The sequence below is a fragment of the Dulcicalothrix desertica PCC 7102 genome (assembly GCF_003991905.1).
In the GTDB taxonomy this organism is placed as follows: Bacteria; Cyanobacteriota; Cyanobacteriia; order Cyanobacteriales; family Nostocaceae; genus Dulcicalothrix; species Dulcicalothrix desertica.
Genome location: NZ_RSCL01000006.1, coordinates 308,835 through 326,669, shown reverse-complemented (window position 1 = coordinate 326,669; position 17,835 = coordinate 308,835). Strand labels below are relative to the sequence as shown.

Sequence of the window (17,835 nt, the reverse complement as noted above, 5' to 3'; positions counted from 1 at the left end):
TATGAAGTAATTATTAATAATTAGTCTAGGTTGCCATGAATTTTAAAGGCTGCCCAGTAGTAGGGATGGTTGTAGAGTTTTTGGTTGGTTGGGATGGTGCTGAGTTTTTGGAGTTGTTCTGCGACTGGCGCCTGTATTTTAGTTCCTCCAAGGGGCGATTTTCGTAAGTTATCTTCGTACCATTTCTTTAATTCACCTGCGGTTAGTTCTTTTAACCATGCGGTTGCTTCGTTTAGGGCAGTAGGGGCAGCTTTTCCTTGTTTGAGTCTTCGATAAAATTCGATCATTACTAGTGCATTGGCAATATTATCAACCATCCATTGTGTTATTAATACATGGTTAACACCTGCTTTCATGAGTTCGCTGACTATACCTACATATTCTGTGGTTATTGTTTGGTCTGTGGTGATTGTTGTTTGACCTGAAAGGGTTATTAATGAATAGTTATTGAGAATTCGCGCATTAATTTGTTCTAACGAAAGCTTTTCTTCTTCTGCTAGTAATAGTTGTGATTGTTTGGAGTTGTTTGGGTTGTCGTTTGCGTAACCTGCAAAATGAAGGATGCTATGGTTACTCAGTGCGTTGAGTACTTCTTGCTTTGTTGCTTTTGCTGCCTGAATTCGTTTGACTTGATTAAATAGATTTGTAATACCTTCTGTTTGTATTTTTACTGATTCTAGTAATGGATAATTTTTAGTGGTTGGCGCCTCTATACTTAGTAATGATTGTGTATCAATAGGTTGCGATGTTTGATTTTTCAGTGCTAATGCTAGTTCGGCAGTCGGAAAATAGGTGATTGTTTTTATACTGGTTAGTAAGAATAGGGCATGAAGTGGATATTTAAATAAATCGCGATGAGGTATTAATATTAACTTTGTAATGCCTTCGAGTTCTTGTTCGATGGCGCCAATACTTAAAATTTCACGAAGTTTGAGCAGTCGCGCTTCCATGAAAGGCACCCAAGATTCTTCTACATGCTGGTTCCATTCAGTTGCCCAGTCTTCAAATGCTGTTAAATTTGCAATTACTTCGGGTACTGGTATTTCGTTCATTTCACCAATGTTCAACATTGGTGTAAAGACAAGTATTGGTTCTGGATGGTTTGTTTTGACGATAAAGCTTCGTAAGCCAGAAGGACTGATGTGCCAATATATAATAGCTGTTGTGGAATTGACTAAATTTTGTATTGATTTGTAGCTCGGAGAATAGAAGTTGTCAACGAAACCAAATTGTTGCCAATTTAAACAAGCATTTTTACCAAATTCGGCTAGTTCTAAAGCTTGGAGCAGTTCACCTGATTGTACGGAAATATCTACTGCTAGTTGTCCGATACCAGCAAATTTTAATGCTAAATCTTTTTTGCTATTATTGTCGCGCTGTGAGTCGTTTAAGGTATTTGATAATAAGGTTGCTGCATAAGTTTGAAATTGTTGTGCCTGTAAAGTATCACCGAATCCTAGTAGAACTATAATAATGTTTTGTAAAACTTCTAAATGCAATGATAGAAACTCTGTACTATTAACAGCCGATAATGCTTGATTATAAGCGTAAATAGCTTGTGACCAATCGTCGGAAATGTAAGTGTAGCGCTTGCCTCTATCGTAATAAGCATTACCAAGTGCTATATGTAATTTACACCAAACTTCGGGTTGAGTATCTTTATTTATGTAGTTAACAGCTACTGCATAAGTCGCTAATTTTCCTTCCGAACCACGCGCGTTTAATGCCGGATTTTCATTTGCAATTGAACTATGCGAACTTAAGTAATAATCGAAATCCGCAGATTTTTCTACAGTATTCGCACGCGCTATCCATGCTTCGGTGCTGTCGCTTTGTAGTTGAATTGCATAGTCGAATGATAAAATTGCGTCTTCATATTTTTCTGAAGCTGCTAGTAGTAAACCTCGGTTGTACCAAGCTGCAAATATATTTGGCTCTCTATCAACCGTTTGGTCATAGCATATAAGCGCTTGATATGAGTCTCCCAGTTGCTCCCAAGCGATGGCTTTGTTGAACCAAGCCAAATATACATTGGGGTTAATATCAAGTGCTTTATCCCATGATGCTATTGCTTGATGCCATTCTCCTAAACTTGCTTGAAGTACACCTCGGTCTATCCAAATTTCATAAAATTCTGGGTTGAGTGCAAGAGCATTATCATAAGACTCAACTGCATCTTCGTGTCGATTACATTTATCGAGTGCTACTCCACGCAGGTACCAAAGTTCATAAGAGCCTGGTTGCGATTTTAGGGCTTTTTGATATGAAATAACCGCTTCTTCCCATTGCTCTAATTGTGCCATCGCTAACCCACGTTGATACCAGGCGCCTGAGTGTTGCGGTTGTATTTCCACGGCTTCGTCAAATGAGGTAATCGCTTCAGCATATTGTTTGTTTTGCGACAGTGCAATTCCGCGATAATACCAATTTTCGGCATCCATTGGTTCGAGTTGTGTGGCACGGTCATAGCAGCTAATTGCTTCAGGTATTTGCCAAAGTTTTAGTAATGCTAATCCTTTACCTGCCCACGCATCACCATAGTCTGATTTAATTTCAATCGCTTTATCAAATGACGCTATTGCTTCTGAGTATCTTTCTAGTTCACCTAAACTGGCGCCTCGATTAAACCAAGCTTTGTAATAATCGGGTTTAATGGCAATTGCATTTTCATAACTGGCAATGGCTCCTTGCAAATTTTTCAAGTGGAACAGGGCTAAACCTCGATTAAACCAGTATTCATAAGCATCAGGTGCTGCTTCAATTGCTTGGTCATACGAAAAAACAGCAGCTGATAAATTTCCGGCTTTAGTTTGCGCTAAAGCCTGATAGAACCATGCTTGTGCTTCTAGTAGCTTAGATGCTTGGTTGGGGATATCAACAAAAATTTGCGAGGTACTAGTTTCAGAAAGTAACCCAGATGCTAACTGTTCAACTAAATTTGCACTTTGTTGTAACCGCACCCAAAGTTCGTCAAGCGTTACCGCGACGGTTGGGGACATCTCGGTAAGTGCATCGTCAAAGTCTTGCTGTATTGGTAAAACGCTTGGACGCTGAACTGGAATTACTGGAGAATCTAAATCGATTTCTTCTTCAACTGTTTCAGTAGGTGCCTCTGGTGCAATAAACTCTATATAATTTTCGTCTATTATCCGCGCCCACTGTTCGCCTGTGGTAATTTCTTCAACAACTGTTTCAGTTGGCGCCTCAATTTCAACTTCTAGTTTTGTATCTGTACCCCATAAATCGTCTCCTAGCTCAGTAATTAGATATTGTCCTGGAGTATCTAATAATGCCGGAGTAATTTCTTCTTCTATTGTGGTTTGAGTTGGCGCCACATTTTCGTTGGCTAATTCATTTGTTAAATTCGATTCGTATACTACAGGTTCAAGAAGCGCCGCCGGCTCTGAATCCCATAATTCCTCTCCGTACTGGCGTAATAGTTCTTCTTGCTGCTGTGTATCTGTAATTTCGATATTTTCGATATTTTCGACTATTTCTACATTATTAATATTACTTTCTGTTGTAGAAATTAAATCATTATTTGGTTCGTTTATATAATTTGTTACTGATGTTGAATATTGTTCTTGTATTCCCCACAAATCTTCACCGAACTGACGCAGTAAATTTTGTCCGGGTGTATCACAAAAAACACTATCAACATCTTCAGTTACTGATGTTATCGCTGTGTTGCTTATTAAATCTGAATAGTAAATTGAATCGGGTTGAGAAGTGGACTGCTCAAACTCTTGTAAATCTTCACTATATATATCGAGCAAATCTTGCCCAGATATTTCTGGTGGTAATTCAAAATCAGCAGTTGAGGAATTATCGAAATCTAAATCTTGAGAGTCTGTACCAGATAAGGAAATGGCAGATTCGTAGTTTGGATTAGGCACGATTATCTCGATACTTCCTTCAGTAACTTCGTCGTTACGAATATCTTGCCATGAAACACCTGTATTACGAGCTAGCAGTCGCATTCCTATGTCGTGAGCAAAGTCTCCGACAGTGCCAATTTCTAACTCCCCTAATTGAACCAGTCGAAACGCTAGCTCTTCATTTGGTGCAGGAGAAGCAAGCAATCGCTCGCCAAAAATTTGCAACCACTCTAACCAACGTTGTGTACTTATACGATTGGACATTCGTTCTAAGTATTTGATTGCCCAAGTTTGCCCACGTGCTTGACTCACACCTTCTAGCAACTGGGTAAACAAATACTCTAAATCGGCATTAGTTAACATCGGTGGTGATTGCACCACAGTCTGTTGCGTTACCAATGCCCTCGAACGCTCTTTCTTTTTACCAAACAGTTGCTGGAAAAACTTTCTAAGCAATTTTACTAACCGCCTGAGCATCTACCGTTATACTCTGGATGTGCCTCATTGATTGTAGCGATACTCATGAATTTAGGGAATCGCTATGTGTTCGCTTAGTTACAAATATTTCAAGAAATATTTAATCAAAATACATGTTTTAACAGGCGAATACATTTTCTTGAGAAACAAAAGATACAATACCACTCATTCGATTTATACGCTATATTTCTGCTGCCAATAATTAATTAACTTTACCTAATTTTTATTTTCCTACCCCCTTGCCAAATTTGGTTTCATTTAGTACAATTGCACTAAATAGATGAGTCTTGAGGATTAGCTTGAGATTCAGCTTGGAATTGGTCAACTAACGCTTGGATGATCACGTCTGGGTCATCACTTTCTATACCAACTTGTTGAGCAATAGAAGCGCGCAGGTTAGTATCCTGATGCATCAGTTCGTAGAGTTGGTCAAGAGTAATAGTTTGAAATTCACCTTCTCCTTCGGGTGTGTTTTCTGGCTGTTGAAGCGTTGAATGCTGTTCTGAGGTATCGGGTATTAACTGCGTCACGTTGTCGGGTCCACTGTATTCCCAAATTGGTTCGGTTTGATTGCGAGTTAGCAGTTCCATTCCTATATCATAAGCAGTGTCTCCAACCTCGCCAACTTCCAATTCGCCAAGTTGAACGAGTCTTGCAGCTAATTCATTATTTGGTGCCGTTGATGCCAGCAATTTATCACCAAACTTATTTAACCATTCTAACCAACGTTCAGTAGAAACACGGTGTTCAATGTTATGCAGCCATTTCAGTGCCCACGCTTGACCGCGCGCTTGGTTAACTCCTTCCAAAAGCTCAGTAAACAAGAATTCCAAATCTGTGTCGCTGAGGGGAGGAGCGGGTTTTTTCTCAACCGAACTGACAATTTTGGATTTGGGCTTTGTCGTGTTACCACCGAACAAAGCTTGGAAAAATTTTTTCAGCCACTGAATAAGCCTTTTGAACATCTACATGCACCTTTATTTGCTTGGTGTGTACCCTAAGATTGTAGCTATGGCGCCGCACTTTAGTGGTGTATCAATTAAATAAAATCTACAGGAAAAATTTGTATTAGTTTAACTAATCTATATAATATTTAAATTTTATGAATGTAGAAAAATGTTCACAGGGTGAGATTTTGCATTCCCTAGTGCTTAAAATATATACTCTCAGCTAGTCCCACTTAGGGCACTTGTGTAATTTCAACGCCTCATTCGGCATAAAAATCACCAATACCATGTCTTACGAACCCTTACATCACAAGTACCGTCCAAAAAGCTTTAAAGAGCTGGTGGGACAATCTGCTATAGCAACAACTCTTACTAATGCTATCAACACGTCTCGTATTGCGCCTGCGTATTTATTTACTGGCCCGCGTGGTACTGGTAAAACATCGAGTGCGCGTATTCTCGCCAAATCGTTAAATTGCCTTAGTGGCCCACACCCAACAGCTACACCGTGTGAAAAGTGCGACGTTTGCCTAGGAATTACCAAAGGTTATACCGTCGATGTTATTGAAATAGACGCAGCAAGTAACACAGGTGTCGAAAACGTCCGTGACATCATCGAAAAAGCTCAGTTTGCCCCAGTCCAGTGTCGATACAAGGTTTATGTCATCGACGAATGTCTAACAGGAGATTCTCTCGTATTAACAAGCGAAGGATTAGTCAGAATAGATAATCCTGAAATAAAAGGGAAGAAAGTCCTAAGTTATAACGATTCCACAGGAAACTGGGAATACAAACGAGTTGTTCGTTGGTTCGACCAAGGCGAACGCCAAACCTTGGTTATCAAAACAACTAATCGTGAAATTCGATGCACAGGCAATCATTTAATTAGGACTGACCAAGGGTGGATACCAGCAAGAGATATCAAAGAAGGAACCAAGATACTATCCCCTGTGAATGCGGTTGTGGCGCCTTCTACAAGTTTCGAGATAGTTAAGTTTGTAAAATTAGGTAGAATTGAGCGTGTCTATGATATTGAGGTCGAAGACAATCATAATTTTGTTGCGAATGGACTGAGTGTCCATAACTGCCACATGCTCAGTACCCAGGCGTTTAATGCGCTACTAAAAACACTAGAGGAACCACCTAAACATATTGTTTTTATACTCGCTACAACTGACCCGCAAAGAGTACTGCCTACAATTATTTCGCGTTGCCAAAGATTTGATTTTCGTAGAATACCATTGGATGCGATGGTATCTCATTTAACTGATATAGCTATAAAAGAAAATATCAATATTACAACCGAAGCGATTACTTTGGTGGCACAGTTGTCACAGGGTGGGTTGCGTGATGCGGAAAGTTTACTCGACCAGTTGAGTTTATTGCCTGAGCAAGTTAATCCAAATAATGTTTGGGATTTGGTAGGTACTGTTAGCGAACATGATTTGTATTGGTTATTTAAAGCTATCACTGCTAATAATGCCGAAGAGTTAATTGATACTACCCGTCAAATTCTGGATAGAGGACGCGAACCGCTAACTATTTTACAAAACCTGGCTGGTTTTTACCGAGATTTACTGATTGCCAAAACAGCTTCTAACCGTGGTGACTTGGTTGCTTGTACTCAAGAAACTTGGCAAGCTCTCGTTGAATTGGTAAAAAACATTGATATTCATGGAATTTTGGCAGGACAGCAGCATTTACGAAACGCTGAAGTTCAACTTAAAAATACTACTCAACCGCGTTTGTGGTTGGAAGTTACGCTTCTTGGTTTACTTCCATCTGCGCTTTCTACTGCGGCGCCAAGTCCTAATAGTCCTAATATAAGTGTTCAAGCGGCGCCCATACCTACCCAGCAGCCACATAACAATAACTCCCAGACCAATGGTAAGGCGCCCATACAACCAATAAATCCACAAATAAATCCACCAGTAAATCAACCAATAAATCCACCAGTAAATAATAATCAACCGCAAACCCAGTCTCAATCGGCTCCAAAAGAGGCGCCACCTACTAATAATCAACCAATAAATAACAATCCAAATGACGACCTAGCACAAACTTGGCAAAAAGTACTATCTAATCTTGAACCTATATCAAGACGTGAAATGCTGCGTCAAATGTGTAATGTAATTGAAATTCGCTCTGAAGAAGCTCGACTTGGTGTTAAACAAGCTTGGCATAAACGGGTTCAAGAAGACTTACCGATTATTCGACGAGCTTTTAAAGCTACTTTTAATCGCGAAATTACAGTAAATCTAGAAGTTCTTAACTCAGGTTCAAATCGTACTAAAGAAAACGGTGTAGCTTATACGACGACTGAGGAACCTCCCCCGACAACACATGTAGAACCTGACTCTGTTATATCGAGTAATGGTAACAAAACTACTCAAAATGGAAATAATCTACAAAATACTACATCGTACTTAAATAAAGAACAAAATAAAGAACAAGATAATTCTGTACAAAATGGTAATGGCGCCCAAAATTATTTAAATAATACGGCGCCAAAATATATTCCCCAAGATGCTCAGGTACAGCAACCTGTAGAGGAAACACCTGTACAGAAATCTGATGTATCTAATTTATCTGTTGATGCACTTACTGAAGAGGCGCCGACTGACGAAGAAGTTTCATCAACATTATCCATACAACAATCAAACACAGTATCAAGTGTGGATGTTGAGAAGGTTTGGTATGCTGCCGAACGTTTAGCACAGTTTTTTGATGGACAAGTAATTGGCTATAACGAAGATGCAGCAGAATTTGGGGACTCTGCTGCATCGTCTGATTTGATTGATGTGGTTGAAACTGATGATGAATAACACTAGAAACCCGGTTTCTTTGTCGATATCTTGTAATAAAAAAAAGATTTGTCTGCGACAATGAATGAATAGAAACCGGGTTTCTTATGTACTGACTTTGCCTTGGTGTACTGTTTTTACCCACTTCAACCTTTTGGGTCGTACAGACATACGCGCCGTAGCACTGCTAATAACGATTAACCAGTGGAGCATGTATATAGTGCCGCGAAGGGTTTGAAGCAAGATTAACAAATACGCGGAGACTCTAAATTTTTTATCTTTACGTATTCGCGATAATCCAACGAACATTCCTGTCATCGACATGCTAACCGCAATGCCCGTAACTGGAGCTAACATCGGTGAACGATGGCGAATTAATGCCATTAATAAGTCTGGTACTGCTGCTGTTGGCACAATATACTGTGTTAACAGGAATACCAACATATCTAGCGTTTTACGGGCGCCAAGGCGATTCCGAAAAAGCAAATCCCAATAATCTAGATACCTTTGGTATCCACCTTCTGCCCATCGGTTACGTTGATGCCAAAGTGCTAGTGCATTTGTGACACCCTCTTCTTTTACCGACGGGTCGAATACACACTCAATATCCCATTTGTCAAGATGTAATCGTAAAGTTAAATCTAAATCGTCAGTGATAGTCTCTTCATTCCAACCACCACAACGGTTTAAAGCTTGACGACGAACAAATTGACCGTTCCCTCGCAGTTCCCCTATTCCACCAATCGCATTTCGATGCGACTGTAAAAAGGTATCAAGCGCCATTTCAGCAGCTTGTCCCTGAGTCCAGAAGTTCTCTCTGGCATTTGCTATTGCTTTTCTTACTTGTACTGCACCAACTTGTTTCTGTTGAAACATGGGTACTATGTTGACAAGTAAATCGGGGGCTACTTGAGCATCGGCATCGAAAACGGCGATAATTTCACCTTTAGTTAATGGTAAAACTTCGTTAAGGGCGCCGGATTTTCCACCAGTTGCATCAGGGGAGCGTCGCAAAACTTTTAAGTTAGTGTATTCTTTTGCGATTTGAGATAGAACGAGTGAGGTATTATCGCTGCTATTATCGTCAACAATCCAAACTTCGTAATTATCTTGAGGATATTTCAAGCTACAAAGATTTTTGGCGAGGTTGCCAATAACAGCTTCTTCATTTTTTGCTGCTACTAATAACGACACAAAAGGTAGCTCACCCTCAATAACTTCTGTGTACCGTCTTGGTCGGGCAAAAACCACTACAAGAGCATGAAGCCCTACGATGGTAGATAATCCCAACACAAACAATGAACCCCAAGAAATTAAATGTAAGGCAATAGTGCTACTCCAAACTATAGATAGGACTATAGCGGCTTTGCGTCTTCGATTTTGAAATCGGGATGGAAGTGACAGGGTATTAGTTGCCTCTTCCACGGAATCCTCGTCTGCTGATAACTCAGATAACAAGGTCAGCGGGTCAAACTCGCTTGTATAATCATTCTCGGGCCAGGAATTCGCTGGCATAGGTCACTTGATTCAACCACCAGTACTTTTTTACACTTGCTTTATAAGTTTTTGAATCAGCCGCACCAGTTACTAAACTATTCATAATTATCTCTGAGTAGAGAAATTACAAAAAGCTTAACCCACCGTGCAAATAGGTGAATTTATGGCGCCACCGTTCTTTATCTCCCATAAAAGCAAGTGCAGCCCTATTGTACCCGACATTTTCATATTCTTTCTTGAGTTGCTTTAATTACCAATCTCTGTATTGAGCTTCTGTGTGAATAATTAAGTGTTTTTGGGAACACTAAAGTTAACACTATCCACAACTAGTTAACTCAGTATCAAAGGAAAATTCAGTTATGGCAATCGATAAGCTTCAAGCTGCTACACAACAGCAAGCTAGCGTCTACATGCCTTATGTTCAGGGAAGCAAGCGTAATTTTTTGCCTTATGCGATTAGCTTATACCAAAAAGGAAGTCTAGAGGGAGAGCGCAAAATTGAGTCCGGTTCAGGTGTTCCTTTTGTGGCAACCTGGAATGCCGCAAGCTTACCTTCAGATTTAACGCGCTGCCGAATCCAGTTTGATGGCAATGCGGAACTTAACTACGAAGTGATGACCGCTAGTTTTGAGTTTGTTAATTTTTTGATTGAGTTGCTAGAAAGTTACAAGCGTAACCGCACAACAGATTTTTCACAGGCTTTTTACCGCAAATTACTACGCATCGATGAAAATAATTAAGAAACTGCTTATTGTCCGAGAAACCGGGTTTCTTTTGGTTTAAATTGAAGATTATCGTGTTTAGTGCTGGAGAAACCCGGTTTCCGGTTTTTTTGGGTTTCGTCGCTTACGTTTGGTTCGACTTAAAATTAATAAGCACCTACCTGAATGCTGGCATCTTCTATGCTTAAAATGTATTTTTTGTCAAGTGTTTTTATGCATTTGATTAGGTTAGGCGCCCAAAGCTTCGTAAGAAAGGAAGATTTGGTAAATTTTACAACTTATTACTGAGTGAAATGGCTTTGAAAAAAGTTTTGGAGTTATTTGCTCAGTTTTATCTTGCGGCAAAAAAAGATCATACTGTTGAAAAAAGACGCACTTAATTCCAATAGCGCCATTTTATGCTGTAATTGTCCTCTTTTATTAACCGCGCTCAAACGTTAGTTCCGGAATCACATTAGGAGTGCCGAATGCCAAAATCGCCGAAATACCTACTTGTAGGTTCGACTGAAGCTTACAGTGGTAAATCAACGACAGTTTTAGGGTTGTCTCATCAGCTTATTCAAAAAGGGCTTGATATTGCTTACGGTAAACCTTTGGGCACCTGTTTGAGTGAATCCGAAGGCAGTTTGGTAGAGGAAGACGTAGAGTTTATTGGCTCTAGTCTCAATTTATCGGCAAGCTCTAAGGCGCCAACCTTACTTGCTTTGGATGAGTTAGCTATACAAAAACGCTTGCTTGGTGAAGATAAATTAAATTACAAACAGTCCTTTATTGAGCAATATTCTCAGTTGCCAGCAAAAGACTTGGTATTGCTCGAAGGAGCAGGTAGTTTGGATGAAGGCTGTTTGTTTGATATGTCTTTGCTTTCTATCGCTGAAGCTATTGATGCAAAAGTACTATTAGTATGTCGCTATAGTTCGTTGCTGATAGTGGAGTCGCTTAAGAGTGCGAAGGAGCGCATTGGAAATCGCTTGATTGGGGTCGTAATTAATGATATCCCCTTATCTCAACTTGAAGTTGTGGACAAAACAGTTCGTCCATACTTGGAGTCGATTTCAATTCCTGTGTTAGGTATTTTACCTAATAATAATTTATTACGCAGTGTTAGCGTTAGAGAACTAGTTAATCAATTAAACGCACAAGTTCTATGTGGAAATGGACGCTTAGATTTGATGATGGTTGAAAGTTTAGCGATTGGAGCAATGAACGTTAATTCTGCCGTGAAGTATTTTCGTAAGCGTCATAATATGGCTGTTGTTACAGGAGGAGACCGTATAGAAATTCAACAAGCAGCGCTGGAAACTTCGACGCAATGCTTGATTCTCACAGGACAGCTACCACCCCCAGCTTTTATTTTGAATCGTGCTGAAGAACTTGAAATACCTATTTTGTCAGTAGATTTAGATACATTAACAACTGTGGAAATTGTTGATAAAACTTTTGGGCAAGTGCGCGTTCACGAACCTATTAAGGTTAATTGTATTCGTGAACTAATGGCTCAAAATTTTGATGTTGACCGCTTGTTATCGTCGCTTGGTTTAACTCCAGCAGCTGTGTAGGGGTAAGGAGTAAAGGGTAAGGTATTTCCTTTACCCTTTTTTGTTACTGTGTTTCGAGACCGAAATTTTGAGAATAATAGGTTGATTTAAGGCTTGATTCCTCTGTGATTGGACAAAAACGGTCACTTGCCATTACTTGTAGCGATTTCGGAATCATTACACATAATGATAAAGCAAGTACTAAAACTATGCTGATTCTGTAATCAAGGTTCATCACACCACACACCAATGTAGTTGGAGTCGGGCGGGCAAGGATGCCCACCCCACAATATTGTTATAAATAATATCTAATTTTGTCGAATTTTTCTACGGGTTTTAGATATAAATATATGTGACTTTCGTCATGATTTTGAATTGATGATTGATGTGATTTGAAGTCATTAATTATACAGGCGCCTACTCGTTTAACACTTTGAGTAATTCGTACTCATTGTAAGGTTTACATAGGTATGCTTTGGCGCCAAGTTGAAATGCAAGATTACGATATCTGTTGCCTGTATGTGATGTTAAAAGAATAATTGGTATGTGTTTAAAGTTGGGTTGTGCTTTTGCTTTGGCTAAAAATCCAAATCCATCTAAGTTAGGCATATCAATATCACAAATTATGGCTTTTATTGATAAAGCTGTTTGAAGCTTTTCGAGACCTTGTAAACCGTCGCTTGCTTCTTCAACTTGATAACCTGCTTTTTGCAGTGTCCGCGTGAGTAGCTGACGAATGTTGGTAGAGTCATCTATAATTAAAATTGTTTTATCTTCGTTTTTTATGGTCTGGTTTTGAGTTGGTGGTGAGAATAGTAATTTTTCCCAATTAATGATTGGAACTACTTGACCGTTGTTAGTAATTGTACAGTTAGTAAATCCTGTCGGCAAAGCTATATTCGATTCAAATGAGCGAATTATTGCTTCAAGTTCACCCCAACAATGGTCTAGTTTTATTGCTATATTTTGCTGTTGATATTCAACTATTAATACACAAGGCGCCGACTTTGTAGCCGTTTTTGCTGTAACATGGTCGTGGCGCCAACTGGGATGGTTACAATGAAAGTGCAGATAATCGGCTAAGTTAATTAATGGAATATTACTATTTTGGTAATGTAAATATTCTTGACCTGCTACTAATAATATATCTGATGGTGTAAACGATAATACTTCGCGGGTAGTTGAAGTTGGACATGCTAATAACATCGAGTTAGATTCGATAAATAGCACTTTAAATATTAATACATTAAAGGGAATGGTGAGGGTAAATTGTGTACCTTTCCCTGATTGTGTAGAAACTTTTACGTCTCCATCAATTTGTTTAATGTTACTACGCACAACATCCATGCCAACACCTCGGCCGGAAAGTGCAGTAACTTCATCACTTGTACTAAAACCTGCTTCAAATATTAGTAGTAATAATTCATCGTCGGTTGCTTGTGCAAGTAGTGTTCTATCAAACCCTATTTCTTCTGCACGCTTTCTGACTTTTTCAGTCGAGATACCATTTCCATCGTCACGAACTACGATTATAATATTATTTTGAGTAGTTGTAACACTTATTTCAATTAAGCCTTGTTCAGGTTTACCTCGGTTAATTCGAGTCTGTCGGTCTTCGATACCGTGGTCAAAAGCATTGCGTAATATATGTAATAAAGGTTCTTGTATTGTATCTAATATACTGCGTTCAATTAAGGTTTCGGCACCTGTAATTTTAAGTTGAACTGGTTTATTATACTCAATGCTTAAGTCATGCAATGCGCGCTTAAAACGTTCAAGAATATCTGTGAGTGGACGCATTAGTATTTGCGTCAGCGAATTTTGCAAATTCTGGGCTGTCCGATTTAATATAGAATTAGTTTGATTGAAGTCGATAAGTTTAAAGTTAATATCATTAATTATTTCTTGTAGTTTAAAAATCTGTGATTGTAGTGGTTTTAAGTGTACTTTATTTATGGTGTTTGAAGAAAATTCACGATATTCTAAATCAATATTATTACTACAATACTTTAAATTGCCGAATTGTTCATTCAGGTTTTCTAACTTGATTTTTAATGTTTGACACTGAATTGTTAATTCACTCGATAAATCGTTGGTAACTTCTAGTTGTTTTGCTCCAATACGAATGGGTGAGGTAGTGTTCGTTGTGGTGGAGGTGGGAGGAGTAGGGGGAGTGTGATCAGTGGGTATTGAATTTAGTTGATTTTTGAGGATTAATGTTTGAGATTGGCGCCAAGCTTGTAGTGCTGATTTACTAATTTCGATAACTTCGTGGTCTGTTTGTGCGTTCGATATGGAGTTAATAACTGACTCGCATAACTGGGTAAATGATTCTATTTGTAGCATGTACCCCAAACCACCTAATTCACCTGCCATTGTCACGAGTTCTTCTCGTAAAGTCTCTGGTTCTTGGTGTATAAGTGATTCGAGTTGCTGTAAATAATCTTCGACTTGAGTTTGAAAAATTAAAGGAATAATTTCTTGCGAGTTTTCCTCGGTTGCTAAAATAGTTGATGCATCTTCTGGGTTTGCTTCTCCGAGTATTTCGTGTAGTTTATCAAAACAATCGCTAATCTTTTCAATCGATGCGTGATTATTGTTACTAAAATTGGAAGTATAATGAGATAATATTTGACGTAACCCGTCTACGCTCGCGAGTAAAAGAGGTTGTATTTCATCTATATCTAAGTTTTGTTTTTTGGTTTTTAAAACTTTAAACGCATCTTCAAGCTGATGCGCGTACTGACTCAATACTCCAAAGCTCAACATTCCTGCTCCTCCTTTGATTGAGTGAGCAGCACGCATCGCATTATTTATATTATGGATACTTATTTGTGGTTCTGATAGTACAACTTCGATTGTATTGAGGTGATTATTCGCTTCTTCAATAAATTGAAGTTGAATTTCTCGCTCTTTATCATCCATTATTTTCTCCAACTTGATACATTTCAAGGCTTTGCTTCATTCGCTTAATTAGTGCTACCGCTTGTGAATGAGAATTTAAAAGCTGTGAATATTCGTTTGTATCTAGTTTGGATAAGTTTTTTAATGCAGTTGCCACTTGTTTTGATGCTTGAATTTGTGACGCTGTGGCGCCATAAATCGAGTTTACGTTCGTTTCGATTTGACCACACTTGTCTGTTATTTCGCTTAAATTCGCTTTGGCTGCGATTAATGAGTTAGTATTTTCAGTTACTTGCTGACTTTGTGATTCTACCGTAGTTACAACTTCGGTAGTTTCAGATTGAAGACGATGAGCTATATTCATGATTTGATTTGATACAGCAGTACATTTATTCGCCAATGCAGCAACTTCTTCTGCGACCATCCCAAACCCTTGTCTATTATCTGATGTTCGCGCGGCTTCGATGTCAGCATTTATTGCTAATAAGTTGGTTTGTGCCGCGATTTGATTGATTAGTATAGCTAGAGTTGCTATTTCTTGGCAATCATCTCCTAAATTTCTGATTTTACCAACTGTTTCGTCGATTGTATTTTGTAAATTATTGGTATTCTCAATATTTGTATCGATTATTGAACTCATATTTACTACTAACGATGTTGTAGTACTTGCAGCTTGTGCTGCGAGACGTGCGCTTTTGGCAACAGTTTTAATTTCGTTGCGTGTGTTCGTTGTCGTGGCAATTTTGTTGATATGGTGTGTTTGGTTATCTTCTATTTCGGTTAAGTGCTGTATTACTTCTGCTGGAGTGACTACGGCGCCTTCAATTTGTTCTAATAAGGACATTAGCTGTGCAAAATGATGCTGTTTTTGCTGTTGATGCTGCTTGAACAGATGTTCTGCACTAGCTCGTGCTTGTTGTGTGGTTGAGAATAAGTCAGCACGTTCTAATGCTAAACCAATCAAACGCGCGGACTGCTCGCATAAATCAATTTCTGACTGCTGCCAGTTGCGGGGGTGCGAACACTGATGTGTGATAAGTAAACCGAGTAGGTTGTTATTTACTATAATTGGCACTACTAAATTTGCTTTGACATTAAAACTTTCTAATAGTTGCAGATAACAATCATTTAGTCCGGCTTGATATACATTATTGATGACTTGAATTTTTCCTTTGGTCAGTTTATCTACACACTTTCCTAAACAAGGTTCTACAAGCTGCATACCCATTGCACAAGTAAAACCTGCGATGACTGACTCAGCTAGAAAAACGCCATGTCCGTTTTCGCCAAATTTATAAATAACAGTACGGTCGGCTTTTAATGCTTGCCGTACATCTTGTACTGCTACATTATATATATCGTGTGCTTTCGATGAACTAGCTAAATGCACAGCTAAGTTTTTAAGAGACTGGGAATCTTCGAGCAATCGTATTCTCTCTAAGCTTAACCCAAACTGCTGCGCGAACTGAGTCAGAAAACTTACTTCTTGCGGTTGCCAGGTATGCTGTTTACTACAATGATGGACAATTAAATAACCAAAAAACGCGCTGTCTTTGAATATAGGGACAGTTAGTTTAGATTTTACCTGTAGCTGTTCTAATAAATACAAATGTTCGGAATTGAAATTAGCTTCGTAAATATTGCTAATCGTTAGCACTTGATTATTTTTTAAATCATCTATCGGTTCGAGGCTAACGTACTGGGAAGTAATGATATCGTCAGATATATTAAGTAAACCAGGCGCCAGTGATTCTGCCAATACTTGACTTCGCGCAAGCAAACTATAGGAGTATATAGCAACACGGTCTGCATTAAATACTTGTCTAATTTTTGTAACTGTTGTATTTAATAGAGAATCTGTACTAAATGGTTGGCGAATTGAGATTAATGTATTGGTGAATAAACGCAGTTGCTGAGTTTCTTGCTTTTGTTGTTGCTGCAATTCTTCGAGTTTTTGTGCCATATCATTGATGTTGACACCCAAACTCGTTAATTCATCAGTTCCCTGTAGCGACATTCGAGTTTGTAAATTACCGCGTCCCAATTTCTTTAAAGTATAGTTAGCATTAATAATTCTTAAAAGCATTCGATGACCTAAAATGGCAGCAATTCCTCCAGCTAGTAAAGTAGTAGCAATTGTAGCAATTACCAATTTCCACAGTAATTTATTGACTGGAGCAAAAGCTATTGCTTTATCGGTAGTTAGTAAAGTTTTCCATTTTAAGTTACCAAGTTCTGGGTCACTTGGCCACGAAGCATTTGTAAGGAGTAATTTTTCTGTAGGTAGTTCTTGAGCATTATTGCCTAGTGAGTTTTTATTATTAGACAAAAATATTCTTCCAGAAGCGTCGGTAATATAGTATTTATCTTGAGTAGCAGTCAGGAAATTTTGAAAATAGCTGACAGGAACAGTAGAGCGAACGATGTAGAGAATTTGATTCGTATTCCTGCCTTGAACTGGTACAGCTAAATCTAGGTAATACTGGTTATTGCTATTTGAAGAAGGTTGGCTAATAAATGCCTTATTGGTTTTTAATACAGTTTGAAAATAATTTTCTTGTTTTTGGTTTTGTGTTAATTTATTTTGGGCATCAGCAATAACATTGCCGTTAAAATCTACAATAAAAAGTTGATTATTAGTACTATTGATTTTGTTTGCTTCTTGCCAGTTGTTAAGTATTTCCTGCTGGTCTTGGAAACGACGACTATTAATTAAATCTGGGTTGGGTAAATATTCAAGTTCACGTAACTGTTCTTTGAGAGAATTTTTAATGTTTGTCGTGATTTGATTTGCTTGATTACTATGTGCTGTTTTTATTTCTTGCCGACGTGATTGGTCTACAAATGAATATAAAATGGCGCCAATCGTAAGTACTGGGATTGTACTAATTGCGGTTGCAAATAAAACTGATTTTGTACGCAAGCCAATTTTGTCTAAAAATGATTTTGTTGGTTGCTGGTTAAATAAAGCAATTGAATCAACGTTGTTTGGTTTTGCGTTATCGTTTGGTTTGCTATTGGCGCCAACTTTTTCTAACATTTATTTGTCTCAATAAAATAAATTATGA

The 17,835-nt window shown here is 38.5% G+C and carries 8 protein-coding genes; 3 read left to right on the top strand and 5 right to left on the bottom strand.

The annotated features are described in order from the left end of the window. Positions 1–20: 20 nt before the first annotated feature. Positions 21–4,241: a CHAT domain-containing protein gene (locus DSM106972_RS14990; protein ID WP_411675312.1), complete on the bottom strand. Its 4,221-nt coding sequence runs from the start codon at positions 4,239–4,241 to the stop codon at positions 21–23. A 386-nt stretch (positions 4,242–4,627) separates the two neighbouring features. Beyond that, positions 4,628–5,320, bottom strand: a complete 693-nt coding sequence (locus DSM106972_RS14985; RefSeq protein ID WP_127081457.1) for a hypothetical protein — start codon at positions 5,318–5,320, stop codon at positions 4,628–4,630. Between the two features lie 269 nt (positions 5,321–5,589). Between DSM106972_RS14985 and dnaX the strand changes: the two genes are divergently transcribed. After that, positions 5,590–8,127: a DNA polymerase III subunit gamma/tau gene (dnaX, locus tag DSM106972_RS14980; RefSeq protein ID WP_127081456.1), complete on the top strand. Its 2,538-nt coding sequence runs from the start codon at positions 5,590–5,592 to the stop codon at positions 8,125–8,127. Positions 8,128–8,211: 84 nt separating this feature from the next. Here the strand turns inward: dnaX and DSM106972_RS14975 are convergent, their stop codons facing one another. Then, positions 8,212–9,621, bottom strand: a complete 1,410-nt coding sequence (locus DSM106972_RS14975) for a glycosyltransferase family 2 protein (protein WP_127081455.1) — start codon at positions 9,619–9,621, stop codon at positions 8,212–8,214. A 341-nt stretch (positions 9,622–9,962) separates the two neighbouring features. On the opposite strand from DSM106972_RS14975, the gene ebsA reads away from it, so the two are divergent. Beyond that, complete coding sequence (ebsA, locus tag DSM106972_RS14970) at positions 9,963–10,343, top strand: type IV pilus biogenesis protein EbsA (RefSeq protein WP_127081454.1); 381 nt, start codon at positions 9,963–9,965, stop codon at positions 10,341–10,343. 449 nt (positions 10,344–10,792) lie between these two features. Beyond that, the gene (locus tag DSM106972_RS14965) at positions 10,793–11,884 is read left to right on the top strand and encodes a phosphotransacetylase family protein (RefSeq protein ID WP_127081453.1); all 1,092 of its coding nucleotides are present in this window, start codon (positions 10,793–10,795) and stop codon (positions 11,882–11,884) included. Positions 11,885–12,280: 396 nt separating this feature from the next. Here the strand turns inward: DSM106972_RS14965 and DSM106972_RS14960 are convergent, their stop codons facing one another. Further along, entirely contained in the window at positions 12,281–14,788 is a 2,508-nt protein-coding gene (locus tag DSM106972_RS14960; protein WP_233787237.1) for a hybrid sensor histidine kinase/response regulator, read from the bottom strand. Beyond that, positions 14,781–17,807 carry a GAF domain-containing protein gene (locus DSM106972_RS14955; protein ID WP_127081452.1) on the bottom strand — a complete coding sequence of 1,009 codons (3,027 nt, stop codon included), beginning with the start codon at positions 17,805–17,807 and terminating at the stop codon, positions 14,781–14,783. Before DSM106972_RS14955 ends, DSM106972_RS14960 begins: the two co-directional genes overlap by 8 nt. Positions 17,808–17,835 lie beyond the last annotated feature (28 nt).